This is a genomic window from Desulfobotulus alkaliphilus (assembly GCF_007830435.1).
Classification (GTDB): Bacteria; Desulfobacterota; Desulfobacteria; order Desulfobacterales; family ASO4-4; genus Desulfobotulus; species Desulfobotulus alkaliphilus.
The window spans coordinates 56,304-77,390 of the sequence record NZ_VLLC01000003.1; the positions used below are offsets into that span (position 1 = coordinate 56,304).

The 21,087-nt window shown below is 49.1% G+C and carries 20 protein-coding genes; 17 read left to right on the forward strand and 3 right to left on the reverse strand.

All coding sequences use genetic code 11. The annotated features are described in order from the left end of the window. The first annotated feature begins 124 nt into the window (after positions 1–124). The 15 genes from dnaJ (at position 125) to LZ24_RS03075 (ending at position 14,616) form a co-directional block, all read left to right on the forward strand. Complete coding sequence (dnaJ, locus tag LZ24_RS03010) at positions 125–1,222, forward strand: molecular chaperone DnaJ (protein ID WP_144682208.1); 1,098 nt, start codon at positions 125–127, stop codon at positions 1,220–1,222. A 1-nt stretch (position 1,223) separates the two neighbouring features. After that, positions 1,224–1,598 carry a 6-carboxytetrahydropterin synthase QueD gene (gene queD / locus LZ24_RS03015; protein ID WP_144682210.1) on the forward strand — a complete coding sequence of 125 codons (375 nt, stop codon included), beginning with the start codon at positions 1,224–1,226 and terminating at the stop codon, positions 1,596–1,598. A gap of 455 nt (positions 1,599–2,053) precedes the next feature. Next, on the forward strand, positions 2,054–3,238 hold the full coding sequence (locus LZ24_RS03020; RefSeq protein ID WP_144682212.1) for an AAA family ATPase: 1,185 nt from the start codon (positions 2,054–2,056) through the stop codon (positions 3,236–3,238). Next, on the forward strand, positions 3,235–3,861 hold the full coding sequence (locus LZ24_RS03025) for a DUF4276 family protein (RefSeq protein ID WP_144682213.1): 627 nt from the start codon (positions 3,235–3,237) through the stop codon (positions 3,859–3,861). Before LZ24_RS03020 ends, LZ24_RS03025 begins: the two co-directional genes overlap by 4 nt. A gap of 159 nt (positions 3,862–4,020) precedes the next feature. Continuing rightward, positions 4,021–4,269, forward strand: coding sequence for a CopG family transcriptional regulator (locus LZ24_RS03030; RefSeq protein ID WP_144682215.1), 249 nt, complete (start codon positions 4,021–4,023; stop codon positions 4,267–4,269). Further along, a complete protein-coding gene (locus LZ24_RS03035) occupies positions 4,263–4,619 on the forward strand; it encodes a type II toxin-antitoxin system PemK/MazF family toxin (protein WP_144682217.1) in 357 nt (118 codons plus the stop codon). The genes LZ24_RS03030 and LZ24_RS03035 overlap by 7 nt, the downstream gene beginning before the upstream one ends. 200 nt (positions 4,620–4,819) lie before the next feature. Next, positions 4,820–5,263, forward strand: coding sequence for a PIN domain-containing protein (locus tag LZ24_RS03040; RefSeq protein ID WP_144682219.1), 444 nt, complete (start codon positions 4,820–4,822; stop codon positions 5,261–5,263). Continuing rightward, positions 5,263–5,496 (forward strand): hypothetical protein, encoded by a 234-nt coding sequence (locus LZ24_RS03045; RefSeq protein WP_144682221.1) that lies wholly within the window; start codon positions 5,263–5,265, stop codon positions 5,494–5,496. Before LZ24_RS03040 ends, LZ24_RS03045 begins: the two co-directional genes overlap by 1 nt. Positions 5,497–5,661: 165 nt before the next feature. Further along, positions 5,662–5,991 carry a type II toxin-antitoxin system HicB family antitoxin gene (locus LZ24_RS03050; RefSeq protein ID WP_144682223.1) on the forward strand — a complete coding sequence of 110 codons (330 nt, stop codon included), beginning with the start codon at positions 5,662–5,664 and terminating at the stop codon, positions 5,989–5,991. Between the two features lie 242 nt (positions 5,992–6,233). Continuing rightward, positions 6,234–7,016 (forward strand): DUF6994 family protein, encoded by a 783-nt coding sequence (locus LZ24_RS03055; protein WP_222427510.1) that lies wholly within the window; start codon positions 6,234–6,236, stop codon positions 7,014–7,016. Between the two features lie 119 nt (positions 7,017–7,135). Next, complete coding sequence (locus LZ24_RS03060; protein WP_144682225.1) at positions 7,136–8,677, forward strand: type I restriction-modification system subunit M; 1,542 nt, start codon at positions 7,136–7,138, stop codon at positions 8,675–8,677. Then, positions 8,674–8,823 carry a hypothetical protein gene (locus tag LZ24_RS17095; protein ID WP_186442898.1) on the forward strand — a complete coding sequence of 50 codons (150 nt, stop codon included), beginning with the start codon at positions 8,674–8,676 and terminating at the stop codon, positions 8,821–8,823. Before LZ24_RS03060 ends, LZ24_RS17095 begins: the two co-directional genes overlap by 4 nt. Next, entirely contained in the window at positions 8,820–10,328 is a 1,509-nt protein-coding gene (locus LZ24_RS03065; RefSeq protein ID WP_144682227.1) for a restriction endonuclease subunit S, read from the forward strand. Before LZ24_RS17095 ends, LZ24_RS03065 begins: the two co-directional genes overlap by 4 nt. Then, complete coding sequence (locus LZ24_RS03070; RefSeq protein WP_144682229.1) at positions 10,325–11,368, forward strand: virulence RhuM family protein; 1,044 nt, start codon at positions 10,325–10,327, stop codon at positions 11,366–11,368. The genes LZ24_RS03065 and LZ24_RS03070 overlap by 4 nt, the downstream gene beginning before the upstream one ends. Next, entirely contained in the window at positions 11,368–14,616 is a 3,249-nt protein-coding gene (locus LZ24_RS03075) for a type I restriction endonuclease subunit R (protein WP_144682231.1), read from the forward strand. Before LZ24_RS03070 ends, LZ24_RS03075 begins: the two co-directional genes overlap by 1 nt. Positions 14,617–14,629: 13 nt before the next feature. On the opposite strand, the gene LZ24_RS03080 is transcribed toward LZ24_RS03075, so the two are convergent. The 3 genes from LZ24_RS03080 to LZ24_RS03090 all read right to left on the reverse strand — a co-directional run bounded on the left by LZ24_RS03080 (position 14,630) and on the right by LZ24_RS03090 (position 18,455). Next, the gene (locus LZ24_RS03080; RefSeq protein ID WP_144682233.1) at positions 14,630–15,250 is read right to left on the reverse strand and encodes a cytochrome b/b6 domain-containing protein; all 621 of its coding nucleotides are present in this window, start codon (positions 15,248–15,250) and stop codon (positions 14,630–14,632) included. After that, positions 15,247–16,815 (reverse strand): tetrathionate reductase family octaheme c-type cytochrome, encoded by a 1,569-nt coding sequence (locus LZ24_RS03085; protein WP_144682235.1) that lies wholly within the window; start codon positions 16,813–16,815, stop codon positions 15,247–15,249. Before LZ24_RS03085 ends, LZ24_RS03080 begins: the two co-directional genes overlap by 4 nt. An 83-nt stretch (positions 16,816–16,898) precedes the next feature. Then, positions 16,899–18,455, reverse strand: coding sequence for a methyl-accepting chemotaxis protein (locus LZ24_RS03090; protein ID WP_186442899.1), 1,557 nt, complete (start codon positions 18,453–18,455; stop codon positions 16,899–16,901). A 297-nt stretch (positions 18,456–18,752) separates the two neighbouring features. On the opposite strand from LZ24_RS03090, the gene epsC reads away from it, so the two are divergent. Both epsC and LZ24_RS03100 read left to right on the forward strand, forming a co-directional pair. Then, positions 18,753–19,733: a serine O-acetyltransferase EpsC gene (epsC, locus tag LZ24_RS03095; RefSeq protein WP_144682238.1), complete on the forward strand. Its 981-nt coding sequence runs from the start codon at positions 18,753–18,755 to the stop codon at positions 19,731–19,733. Then, positions 19,720–21,078 (forward strand): TIGR01777 family oxidoreductase, encoded by a 1,359-nt coding sequence (locus LZ24_RS03100; RefSeq protein ID WP_144682240.1) that lies wholly within the window; start codon positions 19,720–19,722, stop codon positions 21,076–21,078. The genes epsC and LZ24_RS03100 overlap by 14 nt, the downstream gene beginning before the upstream one ends. The last annotated feature ends 9 nt before the right edge of the window (positions 21,079–21,087 follow it).

A 21,087-nucleotide genomic window follows, 5' to 3' on the forward strand; every position in this document is an offset into this window, starting at 1 on the left:
TATTAGTTTTGCGTCGTTGTTTAAGTAAACTCAAAATCCGTAAAAGCTTCGACTATCACATTCTTTATGGATATGCAAAATAAACGGAGCCGGGATGCGTTTCCGGTGCAAAAACGGGTAGGTTATGGCAGAAAAACGGGATTATTATGAGGTTCTCGGTGTCAGCCGGGATGCGGATGCGGACAGTATAAAAAAGAGTTACCGCAAGCTGGCCATGAAATATCATCCGGATAAAAATCCGGGGGATCAAAAGGCGGAAGACCGCTTCAAGGAAGCCTCGGAAGCCTATGCCGTGCTTTCCGATGCGGAAAAACGGCGTATCTATGATCAGTTTGGCCACAGAGGCCTTGAAAATTCAGGGTTTTCCGGAGCCGGTGGCTTTGATGATATTTTTTCCAGTTTCGGGGATATTTTTGAGGATTTTTTTGGTTTTGGCGGACGCAGGGGCGGTGGTCAGCGCAGCCGCAGGGGGTCGGATCTCCGCTATGATCTGGAGATAGAGTTCAGCGAGGCGGCCTTCGGCTCCGAAAGGGAGCTTGAGTTTGAAAAACTGGAAAACTGCGGCCACTGCGGCGGAGACGGCTGTGAGCCGGGTTCAGGCCCTGAGGTCTGCCCCCATTGCCGGGGAACGGGTCAGTATGCCCAGACTCAGGGCTTTTTTACCGTGCGCAGTACCTGTCCCTATTGTAAGGGTGCCGGAAAAATCATCCGCAATCCCTGTTCCAAATGCCATGGCCGGGGTCGGATGCCAGCAAAGAAAAAGGTTTCCGTGCGTATCCCCGCAGGGGTGGATAACGGTTCCCGTCTCAGGCTGACGGGGGAAGGGGAACCCGGTCCCAATGGCGGCCCCCAGGGGGATCTTTATGTTTTCATCCATGTGAAGCCCCACAAGCTTTTCCAGAGGGAAGGCAGTGATATTCTCTGTTTTGTGGATATTTCCATGGTGCAGGCAGCACTGGGAGACACCATCCGTGTGGAAACCCTTGAAGGGGAAAAGGATCTGAATATTCCCAAGGGAACCCAGTACGGAGATACCTTCCGGCTCAAGGGAGAAGGGATTCCTTCGCTCCGTACCGGACAAAGGGGAGACCAGATCATTCAGGTGCATGTGAAAACCCCCACCCATGTGAATAAAAAACAGGAAAAGCTCCTTCGGGAATTTGCCAAGCTGGATGAGGAAAAATTTACCAATAAGCTGAAAAACCTTTTCAAGGGCCTTTGATATGTATGAACTGCGGGTAAGGGGAGATTTTGCTGCGGCGCATCAGCTCCACAATGTGACGGAAAAATGTGAAAATCTCCATGGTCATAATTTTGATGTGGAAGCCGCCGTGGAAGGAAAAGAGCTGAACGAGGCCCATGTTCTCATGGATTTTGGTCTGCTTAAAAAACACTTAAGGGAAATCCTTGCATCCCTTGACCACTGCTTTTTAAATGAACATCCTGCCTTTGCCGGAAAAAATGCTTCTTCCGAAAATATCGCCCGTTTTATTGCAGAAAATCTCAGTGAACGCCTTCTGCCCCTTGGCGGAGGCGTCCGGGTCCGGAGGGTCAGGGTCTGGGAATCCGCCAGAGCCAGTGCGGCCTATTATCCATAAGGCCATATGAAAACTTCAGGAGGCATGGCTTCCTTAAGGATATACAAAGGTGCAGAATCATCGGCAGATGGTTTTTGCACCTTTTTTTGTCCTTCATTTTGGGTATTCCTGCTTGAAAAGTTTTTCTACAGGGGTATGCTGAAAAACTGGTAGCAGAATACGGGCAAGGCTATGATCGGTCAGGCCTCCTTCGGATGATAAAATTCTACCAGCAGTTTCCACGTATTTAGATTGTGACGACAGTGTCGGCACAATTGGGCTGGTTACATTCTAAATTATCTGATCGCTGGTTTGTGCGTACTGTGAGAGCGTATGGAAGGAATGCTGTTTGAACGCACGGCCATCCCCCATGGGATTTTTTGAAATCCCACAGTGAAAGATCAAAGGCCTGCCGGTTTTGCTGTTGATCTGCTGCCCCGCAGGGCGAAAAAATCAGAATGTAAGGAATACATAGAATGAAAATCAAACAATTGAAGATAGAAGGTTTCCGTTCCCTTCGTAGTGTCAGCTGGTTGCCAGGAGATCTCAATGTCATTATCGGCCCTAATGGTACAGGCAAATCTAATCTGCTGCGATTTATAGAACTGATTTCCATGTCAGCACAAGGCAGACTTGGCAAATACATTCAATCTTTAGGTGGAATGGATCCCATCGTTTGGGATGGCATTGCTGCTTCCATAAAGTTTGAGTTGGAAACAGCACCGGAAGGGGGAGAGTTCGGCCCTGAAACTTACAATCTTGACTTAGCAAGGCTGGGAGCAGGAAGTTCATACAGGGTGGAGAAAGAGCTGCTGATCAACTCGCATAAATCAAGGAAAGGTGTTGAAGGGAAGCCTTTTACATTTTTGGAGAGAACTGGAAAAAGAGCAGTAATTTTTGATGAAAAAGAACAGGCCTTTAATATGTCTGAAGATTTTGTGTCAGATGAAGAAAGTCTCCTTTCCATAGCATCTGGGCCTTTTATGAATAACCACTTCATTCCCCATTTCCAGAAAAGTCTGGCATCCATAGCCGTTTATCATGATTTGCACACCAGTAAAGATGCACCAATCCGACAGCCTGCCATTGCCCGCATGGAAAAACGGGTTGATCCTGATGGGCAAAACCTTATTTCTGTTTTGCATACCCTTTACACAGGTGATCGCGATTTTAAAAACGACATTAATTCTGCCATGCGGGCGGCATTTGGTGATGATTTTGAAGAATTGGTCTTCCCTCCTGCTTCTGATCAGAGAATACAATTAAGAATCCGATGGAAATCACTTAAGCGGGAACAATCGGCAGCTGAACTTTCTGATGGAACCCTTCGTTTTCTGTTTCTGTTAACTATTCTTGCAAGCCCCTCCCCTGCTCCCATTATAGCCATCGATGAACCGGAGACGGGACTGCATCCCTCCATGCTTCCACTCGTTGCTGAATATGCCGTTGATGCATCCATGAGATCACAGGTTATCCTGACAACCCATTCCCCTCAATTTCTCGATGCCTTCGCAGGAACCAGACCAACCACAACCGTTGCCAAATGGCAGGATGGTGAAACGACCTTGAAAACATTGCGGGGAGAAGAGCTTGATTACTGGCTTAAGGAATACTCGCTGGGAGCTCTTTTTAGATCGGGAGAATTGGAGCAGATAGGATGAAATTTATTGTTTTTGTTGAGGGCCATACTGAAAACAAGGCATTGTCTCAATTTCTGAAAAAATGGCTTGACCCTAAGTTGCCAAAGCCTGTGGGTATTAAAACTGTCCGGTTTGAGGGGTGGCCAGAACTCATCAAAGATGCTCCTTTAAAAGCGAAGATGCATTTGGAGGGGCCAGAAAAAAATGATGTTATTGCCGTCATTTCTTTGCTGGATCTTTATGGTCCTTCTTTTTATCCCACCCATTTACAAGAAAGCAAAGAACGTTACCAGTGGGCAAAAAATGAGATAGAGGGCAAAGTCAACGAAGCCAGATTTTTTCAGTTTTTTGCTGTTCACGAAGTTGAGGCATGGCTTCTTAGCGACCCCAACATCTTTCCTGCCAATGTAAAAAAGGCCTTCCCAAAAAAAATCAGCCATCCGGAAGCGGTGAATTTTAATGAGCCACCAGGGAAACTATTAGAGCGATTGTACCCTCTACATGTTGGGCGATCATACAAAAAAGTGGTGAATGGACAAGATCTTTTTGGCAGGCTTGATCCAGAAATTGCTTACAATAAATGCCCCAGCCTTAAAATGCTCTTGGACAAAATGCTTGATCTGGCACAAAATTTTAATCATTGACTATCTCGATGGAACTCCTTGTCGGGTGAGGGTTTTTAAAAAAGGTGGGGGTTGTACGGATGAGGGCAAAAAATTGTTGCCTGGCAATAAGCAAAACTCTGCGCATTGACACCGGTTATACCATTGGTTATACTTTTCATTATCGATGGAGGTGACAAAATGCCAAATATTAAAACAGCGATATCAATAGAAAAACCAATTTTTGAAAAAATGGATATCCTTGCAAAAGATTTAAAAATTTCAAGGAGCCAATTGTTTTCTATGGCCGCTAAAGAGTTTATAGAAAGGCATAAAAATTTAGAGCTTCTTAAGTCAATTAATCAGGCATATGAAGACACAATAGAACCCGACCCCACAGTGACAAAAATGGCTTCCCGCCATTATAATTTGGTTAAAGATCAATGGTAATCAATCAAGGGGATATTTTCTGGATAGATTTCGATTCCCCAGGCGGATCAGAACCGGGGTATCGTCATCCCCATGTCGTCATTCAAAACAACCTTTTTAACCGCAGCAGGATTCATACGGTTGTTGTTTGCGCTCTCACATCGAATGTTAATAGAGCCGATGCACCCGGCAACGTATTATTAAAAAAAGGAGAGGCAAATCTGCCTAAAAAAAGTGTAGTCAATATCTCACAGATTTTTACCGTAAATAAAAGTGACTTGTCTGAAAAAATTGGAACCTTATCAAAAAACCGTATTCTTCAGATTTTGCAAGGTATCAATCTTCTTACAGAAATCAGAGAGATTGATTAAAAATTACTGTTCCTTAACAAGGCTTTTGCAACGGAGCACAAAAAGCTGTGCCGCTGAATTGCTACGTTATACGGGCATTGGATTCAGCGACTCCAGCCGGTCCCGGACGGCAAAAGTCTTTTCCGCTTCTGAGTAACTTCAAAAGTTACCTTATGACAAAACGCCGTAAAACGGCGTGGGTTGCTTTTTAGGATATAATAATGAAGATATATTTTGATGTCTGCTGCCTCAACCGTCCGTATGATAATCAAACTCAGGATAGAATCCGTTTGGAATCTGAGGCTGTTATAGCGATACTGAGGCATGTGGAATCAGGGGAATGGTCTCTTGTTTCCAGCGGAGTTGTCAATTATGAAATAAGCCGGACATTTGATAATGAGAGAAAAAGCCGTCTGTTCTTACTTGTTCAGGGGGCATCCGTGTTCATACCTGTCGTACAGGAAACATATATTCGGGCAGGAGAATTACAACATGAACTCGGAATCAAAGCATATGATGCGCTTCATATTGCCTGTGCGGAACAGGGAGGGGTGGATGTCTTTCTGTCAACAGATGACAGGCTTGTAAGAGCTGTAAAAAGAAAAAGTGGGCTGACAAATACCAGAGTTGAAAATCCTCTGACCTGGTTACAGGAGGTTATATAATGAATGTACAAACTATGACGCAACAGGAAATAAGACAGACAGGAATAGAAATATTAAGCAGACATATGGGACTTACAGGAATGATACGATTTCTCCAACAGACAGAAACCGGGTACGGTGATTATACAAAAGAAAGAGACAAGCTGCTCGGAACCCCTTCATTGGAAGAGCTGGTTTCCGATATTCAGTCAAGCAGATTCAATAAAAAAGATTGTTTTTTTGATAAAAAATGACTGAAACACTGAACCCTCCCATGGCTAAGGCCAGGAGCTTTACGGCGACATTCGGTAACAATGTCAAACTATTTCTGATTTGGTGCAGTTCAAGAAAATCTGATGGAATCCGGGCTTATCAGGTGAAACAGGTGCTTTTGGCAATAGAAAAAATGGGTGTCAGTCATGGCACAAAAAAATGATAAATATACATACCGTGTTACATGGTCCGAAGATGATAATGAATATGTCGGCTTGTGTGCAGAATTCCCAGGTTTAAGCTGGCTGGCGGATAGTCCGGAAAAGACACTAAAAGGCATTCGCAAGCTTGTAGCTGATGTCTTATTAGACATGGTCAATAATTCGGAGTCTATACCGGAGCCAATAGCAACCAAAAATTTTAGTGGTAAGTTTATGGTCCGCATCCCCCCTGATATTCATAGAAAACTTGCCATACAAGCTGCTGAGTCAGGTGTAAGCCTTAATCGCATTGCAAGCTCAAAGCTGAGTCAATAACTACAGATAAGCCTCAACCCCACCCGGTTCTACGCATAATAAGGAAGACCATGGCAAGAAAAGCAGCCCCCAAACAGGAAGAACCCATAGAAAAACAGATCCGGAACAGCAAACAGTTGCGACACTGTCGCAACAATTGAGCTGGCCTCAAAAGTCTGAAAAATAGACAGACTGGACAGGAAAAGTGGTAGTACAAAAAAACTTGCCATGAAAGGCGGGGCATCTGGCTGGAAAAGCTGTTTTTGGGTGCTTCTGTATTCTCGGATTTTAAAAATGTGGTGCTTGTATGGATCAGGGAAATAACTTGGGAAATTGAAAAAATGACAATAGATATCGATGTTAATTTTGATTTTAGATATGATACACCGATAAACAAAGATATTGATGCCTACAGTAAAACCCTAAAAAAATATCACAGGAAACTTTGGTCTAAGTCTTTGCCAGATGGCTCAGAATTTATTCTCGAAGAAAAAGGTTATCTTTACCATAGATCACAACTGGGTGAATTTTATCTTGGAAGTGATGCGATAACACATTCATATAAGAACACTAAAAGACTTTCAAAGATTGCAGCTAAAGTCCCTGATGTTGCTGAAAATATTTTTAATCAAGGTTGCAAAATTGCGGCATACACACTTTTTCCATCGAAACAGGTCAATGGTAAAATGACTATAAATCAGGCAAGGGGTGTCAATGCAAAGATTAAAGATCGATTTGATCTCACCTTGGAGTGCATCCGTCTTTTCTATGAAGGGGAAGCCACTCCTTTAACAGATACTTTTAACAGGTACGAAAATTTTTTCACACTTTTTAATGATTTTAAGGGTTACATCAATTTCTTTCTCTTTCAAGACTTGGTAAATGAAGATATTTCATCGGTAAAATTTCATCTTCCATTTGATGGTTTTTCTGGTTCACCGCTGCCCCAAAGTGTTGATGAGTATCTTGAATATGCAAAGAACACAGAAATATTTCTAAGGGCAAGAAGTAAAAGAATATTCAACAGTCTTGTGAATTCTGATTAAATTTTCCCAACACTTTGGTTGCAAATGATATGTTCCGCTGTGCTCAGGGTGCCCCGTAACCATGTGTTAACCAGACACCCCCCCACCCCTACCCGGTTCTACGCATAATAAGGAAGACCATGGCAAGAAAAGCAGCACCCAAACAGGAAGAACCCATAGAAAAACAGATGTGGAAGGCGGCGGACAAGCTGCGAAAAAATATTGATGCGGCAGAATACAAGCACATCGTGCTGGGGCTGATCTTCCTCAAATACATTTCCGATGCCTTTGATGCCCTGTACGAAAAGCTCCAGAGCGGTGAAGGCGATTATGCCGGGGCCGACCCGGAAGACAAGGACGAGTACAAGGCGGAGAACGTCTTCTTTGTTCCGGAGACGGCCCGATGGTCCTACCTGCTCACTCAGGCAAAGCAGCCGGACATCGGCAGAACCGTGGATGCCGCCATGGATGCCATAGAAAAGGAAAACCCCTCGCTTCGGGACGTGCTGCCCAAGGTGTTCGCACGGGGCAATCTCGACCCCACCAGTCTGGGCGGACTCATTGATCTCATCGGCAACATTGCCCTTGCCAGTGCCAAGGCCCGCAGTGCGGATCTCCTCGGCCATGTGTTTGAATATTTCCTCGGAGAATTTGCCCTTGCCGAAGGCAAAAAGGGCGGCCAGTTCTACACCCCCCGCAGCGTGGTCGAGCTGCTGGTGGAAATGCTGGAGCCTTACAGGGGCCGTGTGCTGGACCCCTGCTGCGGCTCCGGCGGCATGTTTGTGCAGTCTGAAAAATTTATCATCGGCCATCAGGGCAAGATCGACGACATCTCCATTTACGGACAGGAGAGCAACCAGACCACATGGCGACTGGCCAAGATGAACCTTGCCATCCGTCATCTGGACAGCTCTCAGGTGAAATGGAACAACGAAGGCTCCTTTCTCAATGATGCCCACAAAGACCTGAAGGCCGATTACGTCATCGCCAACCCGCCCTTCAACGACAGCGACTGGAGCGGGGATCTGCTGCGCACAGATGGCCGCTGGCAACACGGGGTTCCGCCCACGGGCAATGCCAACTATGCCTGGATTCAGCACTTCCTCTATCACCTCAACCCGAAAGGTCAGGCCGGTTTCGTGCTGGCCAAGGGTTCCCTCACCTCCAAAAGCTCCGGAGAGGGCGAAATCCGGAAAGCCCTGATCGAAGCCGGTCTGGTGGACTGCATTGTCAACCTGCCCGCCAAGCTCTTTCTGAACACCCAGATTCCCGCCTGCCTCTGGTTTCTCAGCCGCAACAAAAGCAACGGGAGCTTTCGCAACCGCGCAGGTGAAATCCTCTTCATCGATGCCCGCAACCTTGGCCACCTCATCAACCGCCGCACCAAAGAATTTTCAGCGGAAGACATTGCCACCATTGCCCGCACCTATCACAACTGGCGCAACCCGGACGGTGACTATGAAGATGTGAAGGGCTTTTGCAACGCAGCCTCCATCGAAAGGGTGCGGGAGCTGGATTATGTGCTCACACCGGGGCGCTATGTGGGCCTTGCCGATGAGGAGGACGATTTCGATTTCAAGGAACGCTTCACCCGGCTCAAGGAAGAATTTGAGGCCCAGTTGCAGGAAGAGGCAAGGCTGAATGCCCTGATTGCGGAGAATTTAAAGAGGGTGAAGGTATGAACAACGATATCAGATGGAAGCAGCGGTTCAATAATTTTGAAAAAGCCTGTCACCAAGCCATCCTGCAGGAGACCGTGACCTTCATTGCCCAGGAATTTTTTCCTCTGGCCCGCAGACTCCGGGAAGATCTGAAGGACAAAGTATGAAATACGGACTCAGTGAAAAACAGCTGGAAGAAATTACCGCTTTCATTGCCCAATACCCGGAAGTGAAAACCGCCGTACTCTTCGGCTCCCGCGCTCTGGGAACCTTCCGGGAAGCCTCGGATGTGGACATTGCCCTTCAGGGTGAAGGGGTGACCTTTGCCCTTGCCGCAAAAATGAAATTCTGTATTGAAGAAGACAGCTACCTGCCCTTTATGTTTGATTTTGTAGCCTATCCGACCATCACCAATGAGGGCCTCAGAAAGCACATTGATTGGAAGGGGGTTGTGATTTTTAGGAGGGGGGGAAGGGATTGGAGAGAGTACATTCTTGAAGATGTAATAGATAAGTTCATAGATTATAGAGGAAAGACCCCAAAAAAAACGGAAGCGGGTATTCCTTTAGTAACTGCAAAAATTGTAAAATATGGCAGAATTCTTGAACCTAACGAATTTATTGCTGAGAAAGATTACGACTCTTGGATGACAAGAGGTCTTCCTGAAGTTAACGATGTAGTTTTGACTACCGAAGCACCACTTGGCGAAGTTGCACTCATTAAAGATAAAAAAGTAGCGCTTGCACAGCGAATTATCACGCTCAGAGGAGATAAAGCCTATTTGCATAATCCTTTCCTGAAGTATTACCTCCAAAGTGAAACAGGCCAATATGAGTTACAGTCACGAGCTTCAGGAACAACTGTGTTCGGTATTAAAGCTGCCATTCTGAAAAAAATGCCTGTTTTTTTACCCCCCCTCCCCGAACAAAAAGCCATCGCCTCGGTGCTGTCCTGCCTCGACGACAAAATCGACCTGCTCCACCGCCAGAACAAAACCCTCGAAGCCATGGCGGAAACCCTCTTCCGGCAGTGGTTTGTGGAAGAAGCGCAGGAGGATTGGGAGGAGGTTTTACTTGGAGAGTATATTTCTGTAAAACACGGTTATGCGTTTAAAGGAACTAATATTTCTACCGAACCAACTAATTTAATTTTGATTACTCCTGGTAATTTTAGAATTGGTGGTGGCTTTAAATTTGATAAATTTAAGTATTACACAAGCGATGAATTTCCTAAAGATTACATTTTTCAAACAGGCGATTTGATTGTCACTATGACTGATTTGAGTGTTAATGGGGATACTTTAGGATACCCTGCATTAGTACCTGAAACTTCATCATATAATATGTATTTACACAACCAACGAGTTGGCAAGGTTCTATTTAAAAAAGAAATATGTAAATATTTTCTTTACTATTTGATGAAAACCGAAGATTATCAATGGTTCATATTGAGCGGTGCATCTGGAACATCTATAAGACATACTTCACCTTCTTCTATTTCCTCATATTCTTTTAGACTTCCACCAAATCAAAAAATTTTAGAATTTGAAAAATTTGTAATTGAATCAGAAGAAAAAAATAAAAACAATCAAAATCAAATCTTTACCCTCAAAAAACTCCGCGACACCCTCCTCCCCAAGCTCATGGGCGGTGAAGTGCGGGTGGAAATATGAGCAATATCAATCTCCCGGAAAAAGTTCAGAACTTTGTCATTTTTCAAACGGAAACGGGTAAAATCAACATAGAAGTCTTTTTTTATAATGAAACCCTATGGCTGACACAAAAAAAGATCGCTGAACTGTTTGAAAAAGACCGCAGTGTTATCACAAGGCATCTGAAAAATATTTTTCATGAAGGTGAATTAGATGAAAAAGTGGTATGTGCAAATTTTGCACACACCACCCAACACGGTGCCGTCAAAGGTAAAACTCAGGAAAGACAGGTTCTTTACTACAACCTTCGAGCCATTACTGCCGTGGGGTATCGGGTCAATTCCCATCGCGCCACAGAATTCAGGAAATGGGCAACCGAGATCCTGCATGAATACATCCTCAAGGGTTTTGTGATGGATGATGAACGCCTGAAGCAGATCAGGCATTTTGGACAGGATTACTTTGATGAGCTGCTGGAGCGCATTCATGAAATCCGCCTGAGTGAGCGACGGCTCTATCAGAAAATCACGGATATTTATGCCTTGTCCGCTGATTACGACAGAAACGATGAAACCACCAGAAAGTTCTTCTCAACGGTACAAAACAAAATGCATTGGGCTATACAGGGTAAAACCGCCGCAGAGATCATCTATACCGAAGCCGATGCACAGAAAATTTTTATGGGTTTAAAAAACTGGAAGAATGCCCCCATCGGGAAAATCCTGAAATCCGATGTGATCATTGCCAAAAACTATCTCAATGAAGAACATCTTAAAGAACTGCAAAGGATCGTGTCCGCCTACCTCGATCTGGCCGAAAACAGGGCGCGCCGTGGTATTGTAACCAATATGAAAGACTGGGTTCAGTTTCTGGACAGGTTCCTGACCTTATCAGATTATCCGATTCTCACGGATAAAGGAAAAGTTTCCGCATTGGAGGCAAAAATCAAAGCCGAGGCAGAATACGATAAATTTCGGGTCATACAGGACAGAGAGTACATCTCTGACTTTGACGTGGAAGTAAAAAAACTGATCGGTAACGATCAAGACGGAAAAAAATAATGAATTCTAAAATCAGCGAATCCGAAATAGAAACCTTCGCCATGGGTCTGTTTGAAAAACTCGGATATCACTGCCTCCATGGCCCGGACATTGCCCCGGACGGAGAAACCCCGGAGCGGGAGAGTTTCGAGGATGTGCTCTTGCTGGAGCGGCTTCGCAGGGCCGTGGCCCGCATCAACCCGGCCCTCCCTCTGGATGTGCGGGAAGAGGCCATCAAAGGGATTCAGCGCCTCAGCGCAGCGGAGCCCATTGCCAGCAACGAAGCCTTTCACCGTATGCTGACCGAGGGCATTAAGGTCAGTTATCAGGACAGGGGAAACGAGCGGGGGGATCTGGTGTGGCTGGTGGATTTTGCAAGCCCCCAAAACAACGAGTTTCTCGTTCTCAATCAGTTCACCGTGGTTGGCCACCACAGCAATCAGGGGCACCAGAGCAGGCGGCCGGATCTGATTCTCTTTGTCAACGGCCTGCCGCTGGTGGTCATTGAACTCAAAAACGCCGCCGATGAAAACGCCACCCTCCTGTCTGCCTACAGGCAGTTACAGACCTACAAGGAGACCATTCCCGCCCTTTTCACCTACAACGGGATGCTGGTGATCTCCGACGGGCTGGAAGCAAGGGTGGGTTCCCTGTCGGCGGATTTCTCCCGGTTCATGGCCTGGAAAACGGCGGATGGCAGGATGGAGGCATCCGCCCTGATCAGCCAGCTGGAAACCCTGATCAAAGGGATGCTGAACCAGGAAACCCTGCTGGATCTGCTCCGCCATTTCATCGTGTTTGAAAAATCCGGAAAGGAAGACCCGGCAACGGGGATTATCAGCATTTCTACGGTGAAAAAGCTGGCGGCCTATCATCAGTATTATGCCGTGAATGCGGCGGTAGCTTCCACCCTGCGGGCTTCCAGTGAAATCCCGGAGGCTCTGGCGGAAGCACCGGAGAATTTCGGGCTGGCCAGTGTCGGCAGCCAGCCGCCGGGGGATCGCAAGGCCGGGGTGGTCTGGCATACTCAGGGCAGCGGCAAGTCCCTCTCCATGGTGTTCTATACCGGCAAGATCGTACTGGCGCTGGACAATCCCACCGTTCTCATCATCACAGACCGCAACGATCTGGATGATCAGCTTTTCCATACCTTTGCCGCCTGTACTCAGGTGCTGCGGCAGGAGCCGGTGCAGGTGGATGACCGCAAAGAGCTGAAACGGCTCCTGAAGGTGGCATCCGGCGGGGTGATCTTCACCACCATCCAGAAGTTCCAGCCGGAAGAAGGCAATGTTTATGAAGAGTTGAGCAGGCGCTGCAATGTGGTGGTGGTGGCCGACGAGGCACACCGCACCCAGTACGGTTTTAAGGCCAAAACCGTGGATGAGAAGGACGCAGAAGGCAACATCATCGGCAAGAAGATTGTCTATGGCTTTGCCAAGTATCTGCGGGATGCCCTGCCCAATGCCACCTACCTTGGATTCACCGGAACCCCCATCGAAAAGACCGATGTCAACACCCCTGCGGTCTTCGGCAATTATGTGGATGTCTATGATATTGCTCAGGCGGTGGAAGACGGTGCCACCAGAAAGATTTATTACGAAAGCCGTCTGGCGCGGGTATCCTTAGGCGAGGAAGGCAGGGAACTCATTGCCGAACTGGATGATGAGCTGGAACAGGACGAGCTGACAGAAACCCAGAAGGCCAAGGCCAAATGGACAAAGATGGAGGCCCTTGTGGGTGCGGAGCCGCGCATCCGCAATGTGGCTCAGGACATTGTGGCCCATTTTGAAAAACGACAGGAAGTGTTTCTGGGCAAGGCCATGATTGTGGCCATGTCCCGGCGCATTGCGGCGGATCTCTATGAAGAGATTATCAAACTGAGGCCAGACTGGCATTCCTCCGATCTCACCGGGGGAACCATCAAGGTTGTGATGACGGCGGCATCTTCGGACGGGCCAAAGCTCTCCGGCCATCACACCACCAAAGAGCAGCGCAGAACCCTTGCCGAGCGCATGAAAGATCCCCATGACGCACTGAAGCTTGTCATTGTGCGGGACATGTGGCTCACCGGCTTTGATGCGCCCTGCATGCACACCCTTTACATCGACAAACCCATGAAGGGCCACAACCTGATGCAGGCCATTGCACGGGTTAACCGGGTGTACGGCGACAAGCCTGCGGGTCTGGTGGTGGATTATCTGGGCATTGCTTCGGATCTGAAACAGGCCCTCTCCTTTTATGCCGATGCCGGAGGCAAGGGTGATCCCATGCTGGCCCAGGAACAGGCCGTGCAGGTGATGCTGGAAAAGATGGAAGTGGTGGCCGCCATGTACCACGGTTTTGCCTATGAAGAGTATTTCGGGGCCGACACCTCGGGCAAGCTCTCCATGATTCTGGCTGCCGAAGAACATATTCTGGGGCTGGAGGATGGCAAAAAACGCTATATCGATCAGGTCACAGCCCTCTCCCAGGCCTTTGCCATCGCCATCCCCCACGAGCAGGCCATGGATGTGAGCGATGAAATTTCCTTTTTTCAGGCGGTGAAGGCACGGCTTGCCAAGTTCGACAGCAGGGGTTCAGGACGGAGCAACGAGGAGATTGAATCCACCATCCGGCAGGTGATCGACAAGGCGCTGGTCTCGGAACAGGTCATTGATGTGTTCGATGCCGCAGGAATCAAAAAGCCCGATATTTCCATTCTGTCCGAAGAGTTTCTGCAGGAGCTTAAAAACAGGGAGCACAAAAATATTGCGCTGGAAGTGCTGAAAAAACTGCTCAATGATGAGATCAGGGCACGGGCCAAAAAGAATCTCGTGCAAAGCCGGACGCTCATGGAAATGCTGGAGGATGCCATCCGGCGTTATCAGGCCAAGATACTCACGGCAGCGGAAGTGATGGACGAGCTGATCCGGGTCAGCAAGGAAATTGTCCAATCCGATCAGGAGGCCGAAAAGATGGGCATGAGTGACTATGAATACGCCTTCTACACCGCCGTTGCCAGCAACGACAGCGCAAAAGAACTGATGCAGCAGGACAAACTGCGGGAGCTTGCCGTTGTGCTCTTTGAAAAGGTAAAGACCAATGCCTCTATCGACTGGACCCTTAAAGAGAGCGTAAAGGCCAAACTCAAGGTCATTGTAAAAAGGACTTTACGCCAGTTTGGATATCCGCCTGACATGCAGAAGCTTGCCACGGAAACCGTATTGAGACAGGCGGAAATGCTGGCCAATGAATTAACAGGGAAAAATGGCAGTGGTCAGGCCACATGAATCCATGTGGCCATTACTTTTTCTGATTACTACCCTTTTCTCCATGGCCAACTTCTTCCCATCCTGTGATCATGGCCTTGAGATGGGCAAAGGGCGTGTGTCCTGTGGTGATCATGTACACATGAATCACAAGGAAAATCAGAAAGAGGAAGGCCCCTGCCACATGTACAAAGGCAAGAAGGCCAAGATCCATGGAAAAACCGACAATATGCCAGTCACTGTAGGTCCAGTACAAAAGCCCTGTGACCACCTGAACAGGAACAATGACAAGGGCAACGCCAAGATAGGTAAGACGCTGCAGGGGGTTATGCTTGGCCTCAGGGGTTTTCGCAACGGGATGGGACTCTCCTTTAAAAATGCCCAGAAGGTAGTAGCGGGCCACAGCAAAAAGTTTCCGGGTGGTGGGTACATAGTGCCGCCATTCCCCTGTGGTGGCTTCCCAGAATATAATAAAGGCAAAAAGAATCAGCCAGGCAATGCCCAGACGGTTGTGCCAGATAACGGCATTGTAAAAATCCGGCCATGGCAGATCTCCATGGACGGCAAAGCCCGTCCATAACAGCCCGCAGATGAGAAGGGCCTGAGCCCAGTGCCAGAAACGCTCAAAGCGTGTGTAAAGGTATATTTTTTTCATTTTTTCCCTCCCAGACCTGCCATGCGGAGACAGGCATGAAGCCCCACGCCCATCAGGGCAAGAGCCGTCAGAATCCATCCCCCCACGGACAGGGGACCGCCGCTGTCACGGCCCGGAATATACACCCCTGAAATACCTGCAAGGCGGCTGCCTTCGCGGATATGGCAGTCGCTGCAGGAAAGGGCCTGATCCTTTGGCGCCACCATGTGGGTAATGGGATAGAGGAAGGTGCTTTCCACAAAACCTACCTCTCCGCTGAAGGGAAGATCCCTTGAAGCCATGCCCTTTTCAATGGATGTCACCCAGTCAAAATCCGACCAGTAGGCACCACTGCCCTTAGGCCCGAAAAGCTTTGGAAAAACAAGGGTGTTCAGCTTTGCGTCATAGGGCTGGATGCCCCTGTGAACTTTAAAGGGATAGATCCTTGCATTGGGATCCTGTGGTTTGGTATCCAGATAATTCACGCCAATGACGGTGTCCGGATCAATGGTATCCGTAACCAGAGTATTGCGGATCACGCCCTTAAACCATGCATACTCAGGAATAACATTTTTCGCCCATTCAAAAACTCCCTTCTGACTGTCATATACAGGCCGTCCCAGATCCCCCGGTACTTTATAGGGTTTTCCATCCTTCAGCTTCCCAGCCTCGGACCAGTCCCAGAGCATTTTTGTAGGCACACCGCCCCTGGCATAGCTGGGAATATGGCAGGTCTGACAGGCAACCTTGTCCGTGTGATCATTGAGCTTGGAAATGCCTGCATGGGGACTGTTGCCATGGCAGGCGATACAGCTGATACGGGAAGCCAGATCATCCTCGATCAGGCTTTTATGTTCTTCCACGGCAGGTGTCTGATAACAGCGGCCACTGATTCTGTGGGCCACGGTGGTGTGACAGCGCACACAGGCAAAACCGCCGCCATCTTCGGACATATGCACATCCAGCTCCCGTGGCGGATAAAAAAGAGAGGAGTCCAGGTCCCCGTGCTTGACCCCGTCACCACCGCCCCCGTAAAAATGACAGGTGCCGCAGTTTGCCCTTTCAGGTTTTGCCACACTCTGGGCTACGGCGTTCCAGTCCGGCGGCTCAAACAGCTCGCCCGTGGCCGGAAAGCGGGTGGGTTTTGTCACAGGGTTTCCCGCAGCCGTGGGGTATTTTTTATAGGTTCCCGTCTGTTCATGGCAAACCAGACAGTCAATGTTTTCCTCCTTTGAAAAATCAAAGGAATCATCCTTCCAGCCGTAGCCTGCATGGCAGGAAGTACAGCGGGCTTCGTTTTCGGGGATACTGATGCAGTAGTTGTTCATGGAAAGCCCTGCCTTTCCCAGTTTTCCATCCCCGGATTCCGGACAGATCCAGGTCCAGTGGATGGTTTCCATAAACTGGCTTCCCGCCTCATTGTGGCAGCTCAGACAGGCCTGTGTCACCTCCGGACCGGATGCAAACTCTTTTTTCAACTGCTCAAAGCGGCTGTGATCCGCCGTGCTCACAGGGGCAGCAGCCCAGCCCGGTGCTGTCATGGCCAGCACAAAGGCCAGCAGCCATATGCAATTCTTTTTTTTCATTTTTACCTCCAGGCACATGAAATGGGTGAATATTTCCTTACGAGAGGCCTGTACGGGAAAAGGTTACAAGCATTTGCATCAAATTATTTTTTCCCGTTAACAAGCTCCTGGAGATCACGGACCACAAGGGTCATAAAATTAGCCTGCGCATTCATTTCTTCTGCTGCACTGGCGGACTCTTCAGAAATCGCTGCTGCATTCTGGACAACAGATTCCATGGCGGCAACAGCCCGGTTGATCTGAGAAATACCATCGGCCTGTTCCGATGCCGCCCCTGCAATTTCTCCCAGAAGCCCCCCCACCATATGTGCCTGTCCGCTTACCCGGGTAAAGGCGTCTCCTGCTGTTTTCGTGACCTGACTTCCTTTTTCTACCCGCTTCTGGATTTCACCGATCAGCTCTCCGGAATCACGGGAAGCCTGCGCAGCCTTAAGGGCCAGACGACGGACCTCACCTGCCACAACAGCAAAACCTGCCCCGGCTTCTCCGGCACGGGCAGCTTCCACAGCCGCATTCAGGGAAAGCAGGTTGGTCTGAAAAGCAATGGCATCAATGGAACCGACTATTTCTGAAGCTTCACCTCCCACACGGGAAATGGCATCCATGGCTTCCTGAAGATCCTGCATGGCTGCTTCTGAGTGATGCATTTCTTCGCCTACGGACTTCATCAGAGAATCCGCTTTTCTTGCATTTTCTGCTGTTCTTGCCACCTGAGAAGCCATTTCTTCCAGAGAGGCTGCCGTTTGTTCAATGGATGCGGCCTGACTCGAAGCTCCTTCAGCCAGGCTCTGGCTGGAGTTTGAAACCTCTCCGGAACCTTCGGCAACCTGAGAGACGCCATTTTTAAGATCCTGAACAATCCGTGCCACTGGAGAAGAAACCCCCCGGTGCACAAGAAGAGCAAAACCTGAAATTGCCAGACCGATACCTGTCAGCGCAAAAAAAGCCGCTGCCAAAAGATTCCTCCGGACTTCCACATCTGCCTCATCCAGAGACTGGATGACCTGAAAGGCACCATGCATTTGTCCTTCCTGCCAGCCTTCCATGGAGCCTCCCGTAATATCCAGCCCATCCCCACGCCCCCAGTATTCATAGGAGCGCTCAGGATCTCCGTGGCAGTAAAGACATGTTGCGGAAAGTCTGACTGGCAGAAAATATCGGACCGCATTTATTGCTTCATCAACAAGATAATATTCCGAAAGATCTTCCCGGGCCAGTTTGCGCAGCACATCGGCTTCCACAGTGGACGTACTTCCATAATCGGGCATGTTTTCAGGATTTCTCGGTGAAAATTTGGGAACCCTGAAAGTATATCCGCCGGACTCTGCTTTTTTCATCGCCGCCTCCCAGGCTGTCACCACGGGTACCGCACCAAGAACGGCTGCCATCCCTTCCGGTTTTTTCGAAAATTCATTCAGAATTTCAACGGAAAACATACCCTTTTCCCACTTGTCATCCATGGCCTCACGCACGGATTCAGCCATAAGACAGATTGCTCTGGCCTTTTCCACAAAAGCCTCTACGGTTTTTGAACGGAAATTCCATGCATACACGGAAAAAAAAAGAGCGCAGAGCAATGTCATACTGATACCGCAGAGAAGTATGATTTTTACCATCAGGGATAAACGGGAAAGAGCCATGGAAGACCTCCTGTATGTAAATGGAAAACAAGTCTTTTTTTGAGGGGGGAGTAAAGGTGCCCCTCCGTTCAGTAAACATAGCAACGGTCTCTGCTGAGCAGGGCTGCCTGTACGGCCCACCCTGAAGGAAAGAGGAACATCTGCGGTGCTGATTGAAGATACTTGTTTATAAAACAGAATACACAAGGCTGCCTTCCAAGACAAGTCCTCCCCTTGCATCCCTTTAAAAGAGGGGTTAGTTTAAAAGCCAGAACGGGCAGCTTTCAGTACATCTTTTATGTGGACAGGAACGAGACCATGCTCTTAGACAAAGAAAAACGCTGCAAGTCCGAGCCCGGCGCCTCCCTTGGCTATCGGGAAGAAATACCTGAAATAACAGAAGCCATCATACGCTCCTGCGAAGAACCGGGCAGCTTTACCCACATCAACCATGAGCCCATCCCTTCCAGACAGGAGGTGGTTTCCATTGTCCATGCCCTGCAAAAGCTGATTTTCCCCGGATATTTCAGCAGGGAAAGCCTGGATGCCACCAACCTCCGCTATAAAATCGGCCACAGTGTATCAAGGCTTTTTGATACCATGGCCCAGCAGATCATCCACAGCCTTCGCCATGACTGTTTTCGCTACGACAAACCCTGCAGCCACTGCAGTGATCAGGGCTACGAGACCGCCACAAAGCTGTTCCGGGCCATTCCGGATCTGCGGCGTATCCTTGCAACGGACGTGAGTGCGGCCTATGACGGAGATCCTGCGGCATCCAGCCATGATGAGATCATCTTTTCCTATCCCGGTATTTTTGCCATTGCCGTACACCGGGTCGCCAACATCCTTTACAAAGACGAGGTTCCTTTCATACCCAGAATCATGAGTGAATATGCCCACAGTGTGACAGGCATTGACATCCACCCCGGTGCCACCATCGGTGAGCGTTTTGCCATTGACCACGGCACAGGGGTTGTGATCGGAGAAACCACCCGGATAGGGAACAATGTGAGGATCTATCAAGGGGTTACCCTTGGTGCCCTCTCCCTGCCACCGGATGCGGGCAACCGGCTCAAGGGCAAAAAAAGGCATCCCACCATAGAAGATGACGTCATCATCTATTCCGGCACCACCATCCTTGGCGGAGATACGGTGATCGGCACCCGCAGTGTCATCGGTGGTAACGTCTGGCTGACGGAATCCGTTCCTCCGGATACACTGGTGGTTATGGAAGCCCCAAAGCTCAGCTACAGAGCTTCTGCACAAAAGGGAAAAACCTCCCATGATTTTACATGAACTCCGCCGGGAAATCCGGCTGCCCCTTTCTCCGGAAAAGGTTTTTGACTGGCATAGCCGAAAGGATGCCCTGCTGCGCCTGAGCCCGCCCTGGGCCATGCCCGCATCCGTCAGCCAGCAGGACGGGCTGAAAACCGGTGGAAACGTTTCCATGCGTATTCCCCTTGGTCCCCTCTCCCTTCCCTGGAAAGGATGCTACCCGGAAGTAAGCGCTCCCTTTTTTTTTAAGGACATACAGACAAAGGGACCCTTTGCCTTCTGGGAGCATTCCCATTATTTTCATCCGGATGCAGCAGGCTGCCGCATGGAAGACCTGCTGCGCTTTGCCCTGCCAGCGGGTCCGGTGGGTAATTTTTTTGCAGGGGAAAGGGTAAAGCAGAAACTTCAGAGGCTGTTTGACTGGCGGCAGCATGTGCTGGAAGATGATCTTTCCGCACCCCTGCCCCGGCCCATGACCATTCTGATGAGCGGAAGCTCCGGTCTGGTGGCAGAAAGCCTCATCCCTGCCCTGACAACGGCGGGGCACCGGGGGATTCCCCTTGTCCGCCAAAGGGGACTTTCCGGCACCCGCTTCTGGAATCCGGAAAAGGGCTGTGCCGACCCCGGCATCATGGATGGGGTGGATGCGGTGCTGCACCTTGGGGGAGAGCCCATCGGCGAAGATACATGGACAGAAGAAAAAAAACGCCGCATTCTCCAAAGCCGTATTCAGGGAACCCGTTTTCTTGTGCAGGCCATAAAAAAAGCATCCCATCCGCCAAAAATCTTTATTTCAGCCTCTGCCATCGGGTATTACGGACACAGAAAAGACCGTATTTTAAGCGAAGCAGATACCAGCGGGCAGGGCTTTCTTGCCCGTGTCTGCCGCATGTGGGAGGAAGAAGCCCTGCAGGCACAGGATTTCTGTCGTGTGGTCTGTCTGCGCATCGGCATCGGTTTGACACCCAGAGGCGGAGCCCTTGCCCGGCTCTATCCCCTTTTTTCCATGGGGCTGGGGGGCACCATCGGCCGGGGCCGGGCCTGGATGAGCTGGATTGCCATGGAAGATCTGGTGCGGGCCATCCGTTTTCTGCTTCATACCGAAAAAGTATCCGGACCTGTGAATCTCACGGCACCAAAGCCCTTGCAGGCATCTGCCTTTGCAGATACGCTGGCATCTACCCTCAAAAGACCCGCGGGGATGCGGCTGCCCCCTTCCCTTTTGCAGCTTTGTCTGGGGGAAATGGGTAAAGAGGTGCTGATGAGCAGTACAAGGGCTTACCCTTTCAAACTGGAAGCCGCAGGCTTCCGCTTTCGTTATCCGGACCTGAAAAGTGCCCTGCCCATGCTGACGGGCAAGGGATAAACCTCGCCG